At 58.8% G+C, this 16,960-nt stretch carries 9 protein-coding genes; 7 read left to right on the top strand and 2 right to left on the bottom strand.

Annotated features, from left to right (window positions below):
* Positions 1-106: 106 nt before the first annotated feature.
* On the bottom strand, positions 107-367 hold the full coding sequence (locus AB4N44_RS10020) for a DUF2790 domain-containing protein (protein ID WP_008084846.1): 261 nt from the start codon (positions 365-367) through the stop codon (positions 107-109).
* Positions 368-843: 476 nt separating this feature from the next.
* Here AB4N44_RS10020 and acs point away from each other — a divergent pair, with 476 nt between their 5' ends.
* The 7 genes from acs (at position 844) to AB4N44_RS09985 (ending at position 8,937) form a co-directional block, all read left to right on the top strand.
* The gene (gene acs / locus AB4N44_RS10015) at positions 844-2,799 is read left to right on the top strand and encodes an acetate--CoA ligase (RefSeq protein ID WP_007912698.1); all 1,956 of its coding nucleotides are present in this window, start codon (positions 844-846) and stop codon (positions 2,797-2,799) included.
* 727 nt (positions 2,800-3,526) lie between these two features.
* A complete protein-coding gene (locus tag AB4N44_RS10010; RefSeq protein WP_038366516.1) occupies positions 3,527-4,300 on the top strand; it encodes an ABC transporter substrate-binding protein in 774 nt (257 codons plus the stop codon).
* Between the two features lie 91 nt (positions 4,301-4,391).
* Complete coding sequence (locus AB4N44_RS10005) at positions 4,392-5,081, top strand: ABC transporter permease (RefSeq protein WP_007912702.1); 690 nt, start codon at positions 4,392-4,394, stop codon at positions 5,079-5,081.
* A complete protein-coding gene (locus tag AB4N44_RS10000) occupies positions 5,078-5,776 on the top strand; it encodes an ABC transporter permease (protein WP_007912703.1) in 699 nt (232 codons plus the stop codon). Before AB4N44_RS10005 ends, AB4N44_RS10000 begins: the two co-directional genes overlap by 4 nt.
* Before the next feature lies 1 nt (position 5,777).
* A complete protein-coding gene (locus AB4N44_RS09995) occupies positions 5,778-6,890 on the top strand; it encodes a M14 family metallopeptidase (protein ID WP_460109085.1) in 1,113 nt (370 codons plus the stop codon).
* 27 nt (positions 6,891-6,917) lie between these two features.
* Entirely contained in the window at positions 6,918-7,682 is a 765-nt protein-coding gene (locus AB4N44_RS09990) for an ABC transporter ATP-binding protein (protein WP_007912705.1), read from the top strand.
* Between the two features lie 262 nt (positions 7,683-7,944).
* Positions 7,945-8,937, top strand: a complete 993-nt coding sequence (locus tag AB4N44_RS09985; RefSeq protein WP_460109087.1) for a GlxA family transcriptional regulator — start codon at positions 7,945-7,947, stop codon at positions 8,935-8,937.
* Positions 8,938-8,974: 37 nt separating this feature from the next.
* On the opposite strand, the gene AB4N44_RS09980 is transcribed toward AB4N44_RS09985, so the two are convergent.
* Positions 8,975-16,789 (bottom strand): dermonecrotic toxin domain-containing protein, encoded by a 7,815-nt coding sequence (locus AB4N44_RS09980; protein ID WP_460158208.1) that lies wholly within the window; start codon positions 16,787-16,789, stop codon positions 8,975-8,977.
* Positions 16,790-16,960: the final 171 nt, after the last annotated feature.

Raw genomic sequence — 16,960 nt, 5'->3', positions numbered from 1 at the left:
CAAGCATTTTTGATGACTTCAAACACAACTGAGCCCGACCGAAGTCGGGCTGGAATCGACCCTCAATGAAGCGCTAAGAGATCCAATTCGGTGCAGTCTCGAATCATCAATTGGTGCAGCCGTTGCCCATGACGCTGTAACGCAGGATGTGGCGCTGACCTTTGGAGTCGTCGTACTCCATTTTTGCCGGTACTACTTCGCAAACGTTCGGGATTTCACTCATCGATACGACGTTGGCGATGTCCAGGTGGGTGGAGTAAGTGTATTCCTCGATCACCGGTTGTTGCTGTGCGACATCAGTCGGGACCTCATCTGCCATGGCGGTTGCGCACAGACTGCTGAGGGCCAGAACCAATAAAGCTTTCATTTCAGATTTACCTTTTTGAGGTCGAGTGGGGTCACGCAACCTTTATGGGGTTGCGTGTGTAACTTCATCGTTTGCAGTTATTACTTGGAGAGCTGGATTAACGGCCTTCGTGGGGGCTGTAACGTTGTTAATCGCGTTTGCCTTGTCGGCGAGGTGAATTTTAGGGAGATGGGGCGGGGGTAAACAGAGCGGGTTTTGATAAACACCTTTGGCAGATTTGGTAACAATCCCTTGAAATGGGGTGGTGACTGGATTGGTGAGTGGGGGATTTGTCTGGGATACCGAGGTGCCTGATTCGCTTGCAGGCAAGCTCCCACAGGGGATTGGGGATGTTTGGAGGAACGGTGTAAGGGCCGCGTTACGGGTATCTGGATGTTTTGTAGGGGCTTGTTACTACCATCGTCGAATGGTTCTATGGCCCCCGCCCCGTTACAACAGGGTCATACAAAAACAACTATTACACCGAGGTAGGAAAGATGAGTGCGGCTTCTCTGTATCCCGTTCGTCCCGAGGTTCTGGCTAACACGCTGACTGACGAGGCGACCTACAAAGCCATGTACCAGCAGTCGGTCGTCAACCCTGACGGCTTCTGGCGCGAGCAAGCCAAGCGTCTCGACTGGATCAAGCCTTTCACCACGGTGAAGCAGACGTCGTTCGACGATCACCATGTCGACATCAAGTGGTTTGCCGACGGCACCCTGAACGTTTCCTACAACTGCCTCGACCGTCATCTGGCCGAGCGCGGCGATCAAGTCGCGATCATCTGGGAAGGCGACGATCCTTCCGAGAGCCGCAACATCACCTACCGCGAACTGCACGAACAAGTGTGCAAACTGGCCAACGCCCTGCGTGGTCAGGACGTGCACCGCGGCGATGTGGTGACCATTTATATGCCGATGATTCCCGAAGCCGTGGTCGCCATGCTGGCCTGCACCCGGATCGGTGCGATTCACTCGGTGGTGTTCGGCGGTTTCTCGCCGGAAGCCCTGGCCGGTCGCATCATCGACTGCAAATCGAAAGTGGTGATCACCGCTGACGAAGGTATTCGTGCCGGCAAGAAGATTTCCCTCAAGGCCAACGTCGACGACGCACTGACCAATCCGGAAACCAGCAGCATCCAGAAAGTCATCGTCTGCAAGCGCACCGGTGGCGACATCAAGTGGAACCAGCATCGCGACATCTGGTACGAAGACCTGATGAAAGTGGCGGGCACCGTTTGCGCGCCGAAAGAGATGGGCGCGGAAGAAGCGCTGTTCATCCTTTATACCTCCGGTTCGACCGGCAAGCCGAAGGGCGTGCAACACACCACTGGCGGTTATCTGCTGTACGCGGCGATGACCCACGAGCGCGTGTTCGATTACCGTCCGGGCGAAGTTTACTGGTGCACCGCCGACGTCGGCTGGGTCACCGGCCACAGCTACATCGTCTACGGCCCGCTGGCCAATGGCGCGACCACGCTGCTGTTTGAAGGCGTGCCGAACTATCCGGACATCACCCGGGTGGCGAAGATTGTCGACAAGCACAAGGTCAATATCCTCTACACCGCGCCAACTGCGATCCGCGCGATGATGGCCTCGGGTCAGGCCGCCGTTGAAGGCGCGGATGGCAGCAGCCTGCGTCTGCTCGGTTCCGTGGGCGAGCCGATCAACCCGGAAGCCTGGGACTGGTATTACAAGAATGTCGGCAAGTCGCGTTGCCCGATCGTCGATACCTGGTGGCAGACCGAAACCGGCGGCAACATGATGAGCCCGTTGCCGGGTGCGCACGCGCTGAAGCCGGGTTCGGCGGCGCGTCCGTTCTTTGGTGTGGTGCCGGCGCTGGTCGACAACCTCGGTAACATTATCGAGGGCGAGGCTGAAGGCAATCTGGTGATTCTCGATTCGTGGCCAGGTCAGGCGCGCACGCTGTATGGCGATCACGATCGTTTCGTTGATACCTACTTCAAGACCTTCCGTGGCATGTATTTCACCGGTGACGGCGCGCGTCGTGATGCCGATGGTTACTACTGGATCACCGGGCGTGTCGATGACGTGCTCAACGTGTCCGGCCACCGTATGGGTACGGCCGAGATCGAGAGTGCGATGGTTGCGCATCCGAAAGTCGCTGAGGCGGCGGTGGTGGGTGTGCCGCATGACATCAAGGGGCAGGGCATTTATGTCTATGTCACGTTGAAGAATGGCGAGGAGCCGACCGAGCAACTGCGTCTGGAGCTGAAGAACTGGGTGCGCAAGGAGATCGGGCCGATTGCGTCGCCGGACGTGATCCAGTGGGCACCGGGGCTGCCTAAGACGCGCTCGGGCAAGATCATGCGCCGGATTCTGCGCAAGATTGCCACGGCGGAATATGACGGGTTGGGGGATATCTCGACCCTGGCAGATCCGGGTGTGGTGCAGCACTTGATTGATACGCACAAGACCATGAATGTTGCTTAAGTAGCAGGTCTGAGAAGAAGAAAGCCCCGTCCGGTTTTGCCGGGCGGGGCTTTTTTGTGTCTGGAGGTTTTGTGGTGACCGGGCTGGCCTCTTCGCGAGCAAGCTCGCTCCCACAGTTTGACCGAGTACCTTCAGACAAAATGCAGATCCCTGTGGGAGCGAGCTTGCTCGCGAAGGCAATTTGTCAGGCGCTGGTGTAGTCCGCTGTCGGAGCGCGGACTCACCCAACCAATAATTATCGATCTCCCCCGTAAGACATTTCCCGCTGTTACCCAACACCTTCCACGTAACCGAATGTGTAACCGCCCGCCCCGGAGCGGGGCAAAGGGAAACGCATCGCCCCGTTTTAGAGCCTCTAAACCCCCAGTGAAAAATAAGACACAACGCTGCGCTTGCCGGATTAGAAGGGTTTGCGAATAATAGGCCCGCAATTTGCAGCATAGATCGGTTCACTGTCTTTCGCTCTTGCATGAAATTGCAGGGCTGTCAATGCGCCAAAGTCGCTTTCTCTGTGCATCTGTAATTAGTTGTCGCATTGAAGAAATATCGGCTTCCGGCCTGTCGTTAGAATGCCGATCACTCGCTCATCGTGGCTGACGTTGAAACCTCCTTCGGTTTCAATGGGAAATTTCCCACCGATGCAGCAACCGATTTCCCGATTCACCCATTCGCATATTGGGCTGTCGCTCACTCTGCCGTTTTTGCCCTTTACCGATGGAGTCCCAAGATGAAGAAACTTGTGCTGCTTGGCGCCCTGGCACTGTCCGTGCTGTCGATGAACGCCTTCGCTGACGAAAAACCTCTGAAGATCGGTATCGAAGCGGCTTACCCTCCGTTCGCCTCGAAAGCACCGGATGGCAGCATCGTCGGTTTCGACTACGACATCGGCAACGCTCTGTGCGAGCAGATGCAGGTCAAGTGTGTGTGGGTCGAGCAAGAGTTCGACGGTCTGATTCCGGCGCTGAAAGTGCGCAAGATCGACGCGATCCTGTCGTCGATGTCGATCACTGAAGACCGCAAGAAGTCGGTCGACTTCACCAACAAGTACTACAACACCCCGGCACGTCTGGTCATGAAGGCCGGTACTCAGGTCAGCGAAGGTCTGGCTGAGCTGAAGGGCAAGAACATCGGCGTGCAACGTGGTTCGATCCACGAGCGTTTCGCCCGCGAAGTCCTCGCGCCACTGGGTGCCGAGATCAAGCCGTACGGCTCGCAGAACGAAATCTACCTCGACGTGGCCGCCGGTCGTCTCGACGGTACCGTGGCTGACGCCACCCTGCTGCAAGATGGCTTCCTCAACACCGACGCCGGCAAAGGCTTCGCGTTTGCAGGCCCGGCGTTCACCGACGTCAAATACTTCGGCGACGGCGTAGGCATTGCAGTGCGCAAGGGCGACGCCCTGAAAGACAAGATCAACGCTGCCATCGCGGCCATCCGCGAAAACGGCAAATACAAAGCAATCCAGGACAAGTACTTCGCCTTCGATATCTACGGCAAGTAACACGTCTCTGCGACAAGTCCGAAATGGCGCAAGCAACAGGATCTCTGCGGTTTGCGCCATTTTTTCATCCCAACTTTCGAGGACCTGAATCATGTTGAAAGGCTACGGGGCTGTCATCCTCGATGGCGCATGGCTGACGCTTCAGCTCGCCTTGTCGTCCATGGCTCTGGCCATCGTTCTCGGGCTGATCGGTGTCGCGTTGCGCCTGTCGCCGGTGCGCTGGCTGGCCTGGCTGGGCGATCTGTATTCCACGGTGATCCGCGGGATTCCCGATCTGGTGCTGATCCTGCTGATCTTCTACGGCGGTCAGGACTTGCTCAACCGCGTCGCACCGATGCTCGGTTATGACGACTACATCGATTTGAATCCGCTGGCCGCCGGTATCGGCACCCTCGGTTTCATCTTCGGTGCGTACCTGTCGGAAACCTTCCGTGGCGCGTTCATGGCCATTCCCAAAGGTCAGGCCGAAGCCGGCATGGCGTACGGCATGAGCAGTTTTCAGGTGTTCTTCCGGGTGATGGTGCCGCAGATGATTCGTCTGGCGATTCCGGGCTTCACCAACAACTGGCTGGTACTGACCAAGGCGACCGCGCTGATTTCCGTGGTCGGTCTGCAAGACATGATGTTCAAGGCCAAGCAGGCGGCAGATGCCACTCGCGAGCCTTTCACCTTCTTCCTCGCAGTGGCGGCGATGTACCTGGTGATTACCAGTGTTTCGTTGCTGATCCTGCGTCAACTTGAGAAGCGCTACTCGGTAGGCGTAAGGGCGGCTGATCTATGATCTTCGACTACAACGTCATTTGGGAGGCCATGCCGCTGTACCTCGGCGGCCTGCTGACCACCCTCAAACTGCTCGCGCTGTCGCTGTTTTTCGGTCTGCTCGCGGCCCTGCCGCTGGGGCTGATGCGCGTCTCGAAGAACCCGGTCGTCAACGGCGCCGCGTGGCTGTACACCTACGTGATCCGTGGCACGCCGATGCTGGTGCAACTGTTCCTGATCTACTACGGACTGGCGCAGTTTGAAGCGGTCCGCGAAAGCTTCTTGTGGCCATGGCTGTCCAGCGCAACGTTCTGCGCGTGCCTGGCCTTTGCGGTCAACACGAGCGCTTACACCGCCGAGATCATCGCCGGCAGCCTCAAGGCCACGCCGAACGGTGAGATCGAAGCGGCGAAAGCCATGGGCATGTCGCGCTTCAAACTGTACAAACGCATCCTGCTGCCATCGGCCCTGCGCCGGGCACTGCCGCAGTACAGCAACGAAGTGATCATGATGCTGCAGACCACCAGTCTGGCCTCCATCGTGACGTTGATCGACATCACTGGCGCGGCGCGCACCGTCAACGCGCAGTTCTATCTGCCGTTCGAGGCGTACATCACCGCCGGCGTGTTCTACCTGTGCCTGACGTTCATTCTGGTCAAACTGTTCAAACTGGCCGAGCGTCGCTGGTTGAGCTACCTGGCCCCGCGGAAGCACTGATATGGAACGCATCGACCACGTATTGCCGTGGAGCCATTTGGGCAGCGAGCGCAAGATTTCGGTCTTTCGCTTCGGCCATGGCGAGCGCAAGGCCTACATTCAGGCCAGCCTGCACGCTGATGAATTGCCGGGCATGCGCACCGCCTGGGAGCTGAAAAAGCGCCTCGGTGAACTCGAAGCCAAAGGCTTGCTCAACGGTGTCGTCGAACTGGTGCCAGTCGCCAACCCGTTGGGTCTCGGGCAATTGCTGCAAGGCAATCACCAAGGCCGTTTCGAGGCGGGCAGCGGCAAGAATTTCAACCGTGATTTCGTCGAACTGAGCGCGCCGGTTGCGGCCGCTTTGGCCGAGCGTCTCGGTGATGATCCGCACGCCAATGTGCGCCTGATCCGTCAGGCCATGTCCGATCATCTGGCGGCATTGCCGGAGGCGAGCAGCCAGTTGCAAGGCATGCAGCGCGTATTGCTCAGCCATGCCTGCACCGCCGATGTAGTGCTCGATCTGCATTGCGATGCCGAAGCCGCGCTGCACATGTACGCGTTGCCGCAGCACTGGCCGCAGTGGCGTTCGCTGGCTGCGCACCTGAATGTGAAGGTCGGATTGCTCGCGGAAGATTCCGGCGGCAGTTCATTTGACGAGGCTTGCTCGTTGCCGTGGTTGCGCCTGTCGCGGCAGTTCCCTGATGCGCAGATTCCACTGGCGTGTCTGGCGACCACCATTGAGCTGGGCGGTCAGGCCGATACCGGTCGCGCCGAAGCCTGCGCGTATGCTGAAGGCATTCTCGCGTTCCTCGCCGAGCAAGGTTTGATCACCGGTGAGTGGCCGAACCCGGCGCATGAAGCGTGTGAAGGCATGCCGTTCGAAGGCACCGAGTTGCTGCTCGCGCCGCATCCGGGCGTCGTAAGTTTTCTGCGCAAGCCCGGCGAATGGGTCGAGGCGGGCGACGAGATTTTTGAAGTGATTGATCCTCTGTCCGATCGGGTCAGCACGGTGTGTGCTGGTACCTCCGGGGTGCTGTTTGCCATTGAACGGCTGCGTTATGCCCAACCCGGTTTCTGGCTGGCCAAGGTGGCGGGGCGCGAAGCGCTGCGTCACGGGCGCTTGCTCAACGACTGACTGACTGTTTTTGTGAGAACCGACCGCATGTACAAACTTGAAGTCCAAGACCTGCATAAACGCTATGGCAGTCACGAAGTGCTCAAGGGCGTGTCCCTGAAAGCGGCAGCCGGCGATGTGATCAGCATCATCGGCTCCAGTGGCTCCGGCAAAAGTACTTTCCTGCGCTGCATCAACCTGCTCGAGCAGCCGCACGCGGGCAAGATTCTGCTCAACAACGAAGAGCTGAAGCTGGTAGCGAACAAGGACGGCGCGCTGAAAGCCGCTGATCCGAAACAGCTGCAGCGCATGCGTTCGCGCCTGTCGATGGTGTTCCAGCATTTCAACCTGTGGTCGCACATGACTGCTATTGAAAACATCATGGAAGCGCCGGTTCACGTACTAGGCGTACCCAAGTACGAAGCCCGCGAAAAAGCCGAGTACTACCTGAACAAGGTCGGTGTGGCCCATCGTAAAGACGCGTTCCCGGGGCACATGTCCGGTGGCGAGCAGCAACGTGTGGCGATTGCCCGTGCGCTGGCGATGGAACCGGAAGTGATGCTGTTCGACGAACCGACTTCGGCGCTCGACCCGGAACTGGTGGGCGACGTGCTGAAGGTGATGCAAGCGCTGGCGCAGGAAGGTCGCACCATGGTTGTGGTCACGCACGAAATGGGCTTTGCCCGTGAAGTGTCGAACCAGTTGGTGTTCCTGCACAAAGGCGTGGTGGAAGAAAGCGGCAACCCGCGTGAAGTGCTGGTGAATCCGCAATCGGAACGTTTGCAGCAATTCCTCTCGGGCAGTTTGAAATAAATCAGGGCTGCCGTTGCGCACCGTGATAGTGCATGCTTCGCAGCCAGAAGGCTGGCCTGCGATCTCTGTGGGAGCGAGCCTGCTCGCGAATGCGGTGTGACATCCGACATAGATATCGACTGATCCACCGCTTTCGCGAGCAGGCTCGCTCCCACAGTTGGATCTCTGCCTGGATCTCGGTTGGTTTCAAGATTTGTGTTCATTTACGGGCTAGCATTGGCCCATGCCTTCATCACTGTTCTTCGCTTCGGATTGCCCGCCCATGACTGCCCATCGAATTGGTTTCCTGATTTGGCCCAGCACTAAAGCGTTGACGCTGGCGCTGGCGGAGGAAGCCTTGCGTGTTGCTCAGCGTGTGCACCCGGACGTGGTTTACGAACTGTCGTTCTTGCAGGCCGAAGCCGTTACAGGAGCCGGGGCCGAAGGCGCCTGGCAATTGCCCGGTGAGCCCTGGACCGGCAAGCTCGAAAACTTCCAGAAACTGTTCCTCCTCGCCGACGAGCCGCCGACCACGTTGGCCCCGGCACTCAGCAGTGCGCTCAAGCAACTGGTGCGTGCGGGTACCGTCATCGGCGGTTTTTCCGCTGGCGTTTATCCGTTGGCGCAACTCGGTTTGCTCGATGGTTATCGCGCCGCCGTGCATTGGCGCTGGCAGGACGATTTCGCCGAGCGTTTCCCGAAAGTCATCGCCACCAGTCACCTGTTCGATTGGGATCGCGATCGCCTGACCGCGTGCGGCGGCATGTCCGTGCTCGATCTGTTGCTGGCGGTGCTGGCTCGTGATCACGGTGCAGAACTGGCCGGCGCCGTCTCGGAAGAACTGGTGGTTGAACGCATCCGCGAGGGTGGTGAGCGTCAGCGCATCCCCTTGCAGAACCGTCTCGGCTCCAGTCATCCGAAGCTCACCCAGGCGGTGTTGCTGATGGAAGCCAATATCGAAGAGCCACTGACCACCGACGAAATCGCCCAGCACGTGTGCGTGTCCCGTCGTCAGCTGGAGCGCATCTTCAAGCAATACCTCAACCGTGTGCCGAGCCAGTACTACCTGGAACTGCGCCTGAACAAGGCCCGGCAGATGTTGATGCAGACCAGCAAGTCGATCATCCAGATCGGCCTGTCGTGTGGCTTCTCTTCGGGGCCGCATTTCTCCAGCGCCTACCGCAATTTCTTCGGTGCCACGCCGCGGGAAGATCGCAACCAGCGGCGCAGCAGCAGCCCGTTCGAATTGTCGTCAGTGCCGCCCGAGCGCGGCTGAGTACTGGTTAGCCAACGCTCGCCAGTGCTCACTGTGCTTAGGGTTGTTCTTCGCCATCGGAAAAGCTTGAACCCTCAAAGTCGTCGAGTTCCTGGTGGAATCGGGTCCGCGCTTCTCGCTCCTTGAGCAGTCGCAATTCATTGGCCGCGTTGTAGGTTGTCAGACTCTGCTGGCTTTGCGGGCTTAATGGATTGTTACTGAAGTCATAGGTGACTGCTCTGCCCTCTGCGGAAAAGGGCAGTGGGACGGGCAGTTCGGTAATGGCGTTTGCGGAAAGATCTGCGTACGTCAACTGCGGCAGATCAAAAAGGCCGGTGGGCAGTTCAGTCAGTCCGGTGTCGCTTAGATGCAGTGAATGACACGCCTGCAGGTTTTTCAGATCCGGCGCACGCCCCAGCGGGTTGTGCTTCAAATCCAGGACGCGAAGGTTGGTCATGGCGGCCAGCGCATTCGCGCCTTGCTCCGTCAGAGCGATACGGCAACGGCGCAGTGTCAGGCTTGTAAGGTTGTTCATGCGCAACACCGGCAGGGGAATTTCGTTGAGCTGATAGTCGCTGACGGCCAGTTCGCTCAGGTTTGGAAACAATTCAAGCAGACGCTCAACCCGTGGGTATACCTGGGCTGTGCTGGTCAGTTTCAGTTTGCTGACCTGTTCGAAGCGACCGCTTAAGGCTGGCAGCTCGCCGGTAAACGATATTTCGATTGTGACGTCTATGGGGGCCATGCGCGTCGGCGCCAGGCGCAAGCGTTGTTCCAGTTGCTTCATGAAATCCGTGCGCCGGGCACTTTCCTGGCGTAACACTTCGTCCGCAAGCCTCACACCGGTCACCGGATCGCGTGGAACCTCCTTCGCCCACACATCGAGTTGGTCATGTAGCGTGGCGAGGTCGCTCTGGCGACGCAGCAATTCAGTCCGTCCTTCGACCAGTGTCCCCGGCAGACCATAGATCAGATGACCGGCATCCGTTTCGCTGATGCCGGGATACAGGCTCTGAGTCAGCTCGATGTCCGCCTGGTCCGGCGCCACCCCAAGGTTCTGATAGCTGGACTGGTAATAGGTTTTTATCCGTTCTCGAGCGCCAGCGGATAGCGGATTGGCCCTCAGGACGACGCCGTTTGCGGCAAACCCGCTCATGTCTTGTGGCAGCTCAACAATGGCGTTTTCGTTGAGAAAGACGCCGCGCAGCTGAGGCAATTGGCCGACACCGGCAGGCACCTCGGTGATGCCGGTCCGGCTGAGTTCCAGCTCCGTCAACGCCAGCAACGAGCTGACGTCCGGCGTTGTAGCCAAAGGGTTGTTGTAGAGGTCCAGGCGCTTCAGTCGGCTGATTGCGGTCAGCGTGGCTTGCCCCGCCGCGTCGAATACAACCCCGCAACTGCTCAGAGTCAGCGTTTCGAGGCTCGGCATAAGTGTCAGTGCACGAGGGAGTCGACCCAGCGCGAAATTGCGCAGTTCCAGCGTTTGCAATCCGCTGAAGCAGGTGAGGAAGGCGTCCGGGGCATTCAAGGCGTTACTGCCCTGGATGGACAGGCGGGCAACGTGGCTGAAGTCGGCCGTCAGCGCTGGCAAGTCATCGGCAAAAGGTGCCTCGATATCAAGCGCGTTCAGCCTCAGCTCTGTCTTGTCGACGTTCCTGCTGCGCCAGAATCCTTCCAGTTGCTGACTGAACTGTCTCTTCTTGAACAGTTCTGTGGCTCGTTCAGATGCGCCCCAATACTCGCCGGTCGCGGGGTTACGGGTCAGTGCGCGTTCGGACCACGCACTCAAATCGCTGATCATCTGACTGATCTCCACTTCCCAGCGCAGCAGTTGTGCAGTGCCAGCCTGCAGTGTGCCCGGCAGGTGATAGATCATGTGGCTGGCATCGTCCTTGTCCATCCACGGGTACAGTCTTTGCGCGCAGTCCAGATCGCTGATGTCCGGCATAACGTCAAAGTTGCGCCCATGTTCGACGTAGTAGGTTTTGATACGCTCGCGGGCTGCCAGAGACAGTGGGTTGTTGGTCAGGTTGAGGCCGTCGGCCAGATCCAGGTCGAGGTTGAAAAACGCTTCGGGCAGATCGGTGATGCGGTTATCGTTGAACAAGGCGTTTTTCAGGCTCGGGTGATTGGCGACGCCATTGGGCACTGCCGTGATACCGCTATTGGACAACAGAATGTCACGCAGGGCCGGCAGGGGCTCAAGGTCGGGTATCACCGCCAGCGGGTTATTGCTCAGGTCGAGAAGCTCAAGGTCACTCAACGTAGCGAGCAGATGCTCGTCAGCCGGGGTGAGCGTCACGCCGCAGTCCCTCAGCGACAGCTCTGTCAGCGCTGGCAGTTGAGCCACTGCCTGGGGGATTTCGCCCAGGGGAAACTGTTGCAGGTCCAGTTCACGGGTGTTGAGGAACAAATTGAAGAACCTTTCCGGCGCACCAATGGCGGCGTTGCCTTTGAGCTTCAAGCCTGAGACGTGAGTGAAATCAACTGTCAGTCGGGGAAAGTCACCGAAGAATCGCAGGTCGGATTCGAAATAGTCCGCGCGCATGCCTGACTCGACTGACCTGTGGCGCCAGAACCGTTCCAGCTGTTGGCCGAACTCGGATCGGGCTGCGTACTGGTCGAACAGCTCGATCGCCGTAAGGATCTGCCCTGTGACGGGGTGAACACTCGGAACCTGTGGCGCCCACAAGGTCAGGTCGGATTTCAACTGATTGAGTTCGGCCCGCCACGCGACCAGTTGATTGCGGCTGTCGGCCAGGGTGCCGGGCAAATCGTAGATCACGTCGCTGGCCGCTTGCTCGTCCAGGGACGGGAACAGTTGGCGCATCAGGGCAATATCAGCATCGTCGGCTCGTACGTTGAAGTCGTGGCCCATGCGTCGGTAATAGCTTTTGACCTTGTTGCGTGTGGCGAGCGACAGGGGATTGCCGGAAAAATCGAAGCCGTCACTCTGATCGGCGGAATGCTCAAACACTGCATCGGGGATTTCGCTAATGCGGTTATCGCTGAAAATCGCGGTACGCAGATTCAGATGGCTGGCCACCCCGTCGGGCACTGCATTGATGCCGCAGTTGGACAGATCGAGATAAGTCAGCTCCGGGAGGAGGTTGAGGTCGGGGAAGGTGCCCAAGGGGTTGTTGCTCAAATCCAGCGTACGCAGGTGGTTGAGTGAAAGCAGGGTTGCCTGGTTTTCCGGGGTCAACACCACGCCGCAATCGTTGAGCTCCAGTGTGCTGAGGTGAGGCATCCTGATCTGTGCAAGCGCGATCGGTTCGAGGTCGAAGGCGTGCAGTTCCAGCGTGGTCAGATGATCAAAGCGCTGGATGAATGGCAGGGTGGCAGTGATGTTTTTATTACCCACCAGTGTCAGTCGGGTGGCGTGGTCGAAGTTGGTGCTGAGCACCGGCAGATCGCCAATGAACTCCAGTGTTGCGCTCAGCTCGCTGTCTCTGGCGGTCGTCGATCTGGAACGCCAGAACCGTTCAAGTCTCTGCCGGAACGCGTCTCTGGCATTGCGTTCCAGTAGCTGTTCTTCCAGCGTCAATGGCCGTTTGAACACAGGGTCGAGCGCAGGTATTTGAGTGACCCATTCGCTGAGTTCGGTCTGCAGTGTGGTGAGCTCGGTTTCCCAGCGAGCGAGCTGGGCCCGGCCTTCAACCCAGGTGCCGGGGAGCCGGTACAGGACCTCACTGGCCTGGTCGGCATTTAGTTCAGGAAACAACGTGGTGGTGCGCAAGACATCCGCAGGCTCCTGGCGTACCCCGAACTGCTTGCCCGTGTGGTTATAGAATGTTTTTACTTTCTCCCGCGTGGCGGCCGACAGCGGGTTGTCGGCAAAACCGTAACCGTCACTGAGGGAGCTGGCCAGGTCGAAAAAGGCATCCGGTATTTCCGTGATCCGGTTGCCATCGAAACTGCCGGTGATCAATTGCGGGTGATCAAGCAGATTGGCGGGCACGGTTTCGATACCCGTGTTTGATAGATTGAGGTAGCGCAGCGTCGGTATTGCGCTGACGTCGGGAGGTGTCCCCAGTGCATTGCCACGCAGATCCAGCAATGAAAGGTTGGACAATGATGCAAGCACTGCCTGGTTGGCCGTCGAGTGGCTGATGCCGCAGTTGCGCAAGATCAACTGGCGCAATTGCGGCATGGCCGTGAAAGCCTGGGGCAGGCTCGGCAGGTTGAGGTTTTGCGCATCCAGGTACAGCAGCGACGGGAAACTTTGCAGGAACGCGTCCACTGCTCCGGTTTGCACGCTGCCATTGATCGACAGCATGGCGACGTGACTGAAATCCGCTTCCAGTGCGGGCAACTCGCCCAGTATCGGTTGCGCAATCTGCAGCATGTTTCCGGCGGGGCCGCGGGTTTGCCGGCGCCAGCAACGTAGCAGTGCATCCCTGAGCAAGGCGCGATTCTGCAGGGCTTCCCGACGCTCGATGTAGGTCAGCGGCTGACCGTTTTGCGGATGGTTGGCGGGTACGTCGATTTCCCATCGGCGCAGGTCATCACTGAGCTTGCTGTACTCGATGTGGCGCCGGGCCAGATCCGCGTTCAGTGCCGCAGTATCATTCTGAAAGGCAGCGACGAAATTTCGCGCTTCTTCGTTGGAGAAGCCTCGATAGAGTGCCTGTACACGCTCCTCGGGACGGATGATTCGTTGGCCTGCCGTGACCAGATTGTCCTGATTTTCTATGCCGATCACACCGAGTTCGCCGGCTTCAAAAAAGCCGGCATCGTCACGGCTCCGTGGCAGTGTCGGCCGTTGATCGGCGAAGCCGGCCAGTCGCAGTGTGTCCACGCCAGGCTGGCGAATCGGTGCATCGAACAGCACGCTGCGCAACTCATTGCGTTCCAGTGTGCGCTCGCGGATCGCCGCTTTCAGCGCATCAGCCTGGCCGATCTGCAGGTTCAGGTTTTGGCGTTCACCGTCCGGTAATGCGTACAACAGGCTGGAGTAGAAGTCAGTGGCCGAATGCAGTTCCTGACCGCGATCATCGTAAGGTTGATAGCGGCCGTCGCGCTGACGAACCAGCACTTTGTGTGCGGGGGCAGCGTCGCGTCCGATGCTGTCGAGCGCCGCCCCTTCGTAATGTGCGTCGCGGATCTCGATACGCACATCGCCGCTCCAGCCAGGCAATAGCTTGAGGCTGTGCAACGCCAGGGAGTCGGAATCGGGGTTGTTGATGGCTTTCAATTGCAGGCCTTCGTACGCCCGGGTGACGCGCACTTCCTGGCTGGCCAGTTGCATGAGCTCCTGCTGGCGCGCCGGCAGTTGCCCATCATTGATCTGACGCAGTTCACCGCCGGTGGCCGTGTCGAGCAGTTCGCGGGTGACGCTGGCCGGCAAGCCGGGCTGATGTCGATCCAGTTGTTGTGCCAGTGGATCGTCAATGCGCTGCAGTGCCTGATAACGCGATTCGAACAGCGTGGTGCGGTGGCGTCTGCTGAGCTGGGCCAATTGCTTGCGGAGCGTTTGGCTGCGCACTTGCACGGAATGCGTTGGCCCGCTGAAGGGTTCTGCGAGCAGGTTTTTGGTTTGCTGCTCGTCCAGGGCGCCAAGCAGTGTCTTCAGCACATCGCCGTCGGGCTCTTGGTGAAACTCGGTCAGTGGCAGGGTTTCGTCAGTGGAGGACTGCCAGATCAGCTCGCCCTGTTGATCGATGAAACGCAGGCGCTGGCTGCGTGGCCAGCGACCATGGTCCGTCAACAGTTGCAGCTGCGTCACGGGGTCGACGCGCAGGTATTCTTGCGCATCGCTGCTATCGAGTTGGTCGCTCAGCCGTTGCAGTTCCTGATCGATCTTGAAGCGCTGGATGCTGTCGGCCAGAAGTGGCGGCAAGGTTTGCTGATCAGCATGCATTTTGCGCAAGGCATCTTCGTTGACGCCGCTGACTTGCAGAATCGTCTCGCGCTCGGCGGGGGAAAACGACTCTACGCAAGGCCCGATGCGTTGCAGCGCAGTGGCGCCGTCCCACTCCAGTGGTTGCTCGAGTTCGGTGTGCCAGGCGCCGGCACCGTTGTGTCGCACAACGGGTTGATAGGCGTCGACGCGGGTCGGGTGTTCGATACGGTATTGGCCGGGGATCGGGCTTTCGTTGACGGCGAAGTGTGCGTCGTCGAGAGGCAGCAGTTGCTTGCCCTGATGTTGATGCAGGCCAAGCTCACTGGCCTTTGAGCCGCTATCAGGAAGGCTTGTGTGTTGATAGCGGGCGAGGTTCGGGTCCCAATAGCGGGTTTGTTCGTTGGCCAGTCGCACAGGTTTGAAGCGGTCGATGAACGCGACAATTTCCTTGGGCAATATCTTGCGAAACTCGGCAGCGCCAATCGCACCACCAACGGCGAAAGTGCCGAGCTGGACCAGTGACTCGACTGTGCCCATCAGGTGTTCGAACGCTTCGGTTTTACGCCCTTGCGCCCATTCGATGATGCCTTCGAACGCTTCGTCGAGAAACTGATAGGCCATGTACGCCATCATCGCTTCGCCCAGAACCGGCACGAATGGCGCGACGACCAGTGCAGCGGTCTGCGCAATCGTGGTGATGATGTTGACCACCGAATCCCAGAAGGCCCAGCGTGCCTTCTGGTCCACCGCTGCGGTGGGAACGGCAATGACCTGAGCGTCATTGAGGATCTTGTTCAGTCGGGTCTGGTAGAGGTGCTGCCACAGATCGTCGGCGAACGGCTCGAGCCCCGACTGCAGATCGGGGCGCTCGACCGGCGCTTCACGCCATGTAGGCAGCGCGTTGCCTGGCTCGTGGGGGTGCCACTTGATCTGCGTGAGTCGACTGTTCAGCGTGCTGAAGAAAGCCCCCCTTTGATCGTGGTTGACGAATCGGCTGAAGAATTGCTGGTAATCCTTCGAACGCAGTTGTCGTGTCAGTTCAACCACCATTTCGGCCGCTGAGGCATATTCCTTGAAGGGATGCTCGGGATCATCCGGAACGTAGGCCACCACCCGTGCGGCGCTGCGAGACACGTACAGATCCGGGGCAAACACGACAATTCCGGTGAGCGACGCGCCCAGCAGGGTTATGTCATGGCTGCGTACTGGCGCGTCCTTGACATAGAGGCCGCCCAACCCGTCAAGCATCGCTTCAACCAGACGAGAGTAACTTTGCGATACGTCCCGGTTTATTAGCGCCCATTGCAGAGCGGCTTTCATGGAGGCTTTGGCACTGGCGTCTATTTTCTTTCGCAGTGCTGACTTCACCGTCGAATCGGTAAAACCCAGCGTGTCTTCGAGTTTTTTCTTGTACTGCGCGCCGATATCCAGCCGTCGGCACAACTGGACGAACGCCGAAATGCTCAGTTTGGCTTTGATCGACGGCAGGGCTTCGAACTGGCCTGTGGAGGAGGGGCGGGTGGTGTAGGTCGACGCGGCTTCGAAGGCTGCCGCGTAGCTTTCCTTTTCCTCGAAGTTATGCAGCGCGGCATCCAGCAGCGAGACGGACCAGACGCGCGCGCCTGTGCTTATCGGAAACCACGGCGTGGTGGCGGGAATGTACAGGCGTACAAATGTGGTTCTGACATCCAGATCCAGATCGAAACACTTTTTCAGCTCTGCCTGGAGCAACGGTTCGGCAAAGGCGCTGGCGTCTTGCAGGTGTTCAAGGCTTTTATCGACCTCACTTTGAGCGGCCATGTGGGCGGCATTGAGGCTTTTCATCTGTGTGTGTTGCGTGGCGGGCGCAGATTGCACGGGGGCCGAGCGTTGCGGCGAAATACGCTTGAGTGCCTCGCGGCGAGCGACTGAGGCACTGCCCAGCCAATCGGGGATGGCGTTCTTCAGCGGCAGGTAATGATCGTCAGGGTGTTGGGCATCGTTGGTGTCGGGCGGGGATGCCGGTTGTTGTCCTTCGGGCAAGTTCATTGGCCATTCCTTGGGCGTTGAAAGGAATGCCCAGCAAATCAGCAAATGGCGATCGAGGTGCGGTACATATTTATAGCTTTGCTGCGAGGTTGAGTTGGTATTCTCTGCAGCCTGCCGCAAATCGGCAGGGCCAGTTAAACTGCGCCTTTGCGACGCTATTTGTCGCATTGC

The organism is Pseudomonas sp. S3_C06, assembly GCF_054667675.1.
This window is presented reverse-complemented; position numbering and strand designations above follow the sequence as displayed.

Bases quoted from the DNA above. Each gene is read 5' to 3' on its own strand.
- AB4N44_RS10020 (WP_008084846.1), bottom strand. From the start codon at position 367: ATGAAAGCTTTATTGGTTCTGGCCCTCAGCAGTCTGTGCGCAACCGCC.
- acs (WP_007912698.1), top strand. From the start codon at position 844: ATGAGTGCGGCTTCTCTGTATCCCGTTCGTCCCGAGGTTCTGGCTAAC.
- AB4N44_RS10010 (WP_038366516.1), top strand. From the start codon at position 3,527: ATGAAGAAACTTGTGCTGCTTGGCGCCCTGGCACTGTCCGTGCTGTCG.
- AB4N44_RS10005 (WP_007912702.1), top strand. From the start codon at position 4,392: ATGTTGAAAGGCTACGGGGCTGTCATCCTCGATGGCGCATGGCTGACG.
- AB4N44_RS10000 (WP_007912703.1), top strand. From the start codon at position 5,078: ATGATCTTCGACTACAACGTCATTTGGGAGGCCATGCCGCTGTACCTC.
- AB4N44_RS09995 (WP_460109085.1), top strand. From the start codon at position 5,778: ATGGAACGCATCGACCACGTATTGCCGTGGAGCCATTTGGGCAGCGAG.
- AB4N44_RS09990 (WP_007912705.1), top strand. From the start codon at position 6,918: ATGTACAAACTTGAAGTCCAAGACCTGCATAAACGCTATGGCAGTCAC.
- AB4N44_RS09985 (WP_460109087.1), top strand. From the start codon at position 7,945: ATGACTGCCCATCGAATTGGTTTCCTGATTTGGCCCAGCACTAAAGCG.
- AB4N44_RS09980 (WP_460158208.1), bottom strand. From the start codon at position 16,789: ATGAACTTGCCCGAAGGACAACAACCGGCATCCCCGCCCGACACCAAC.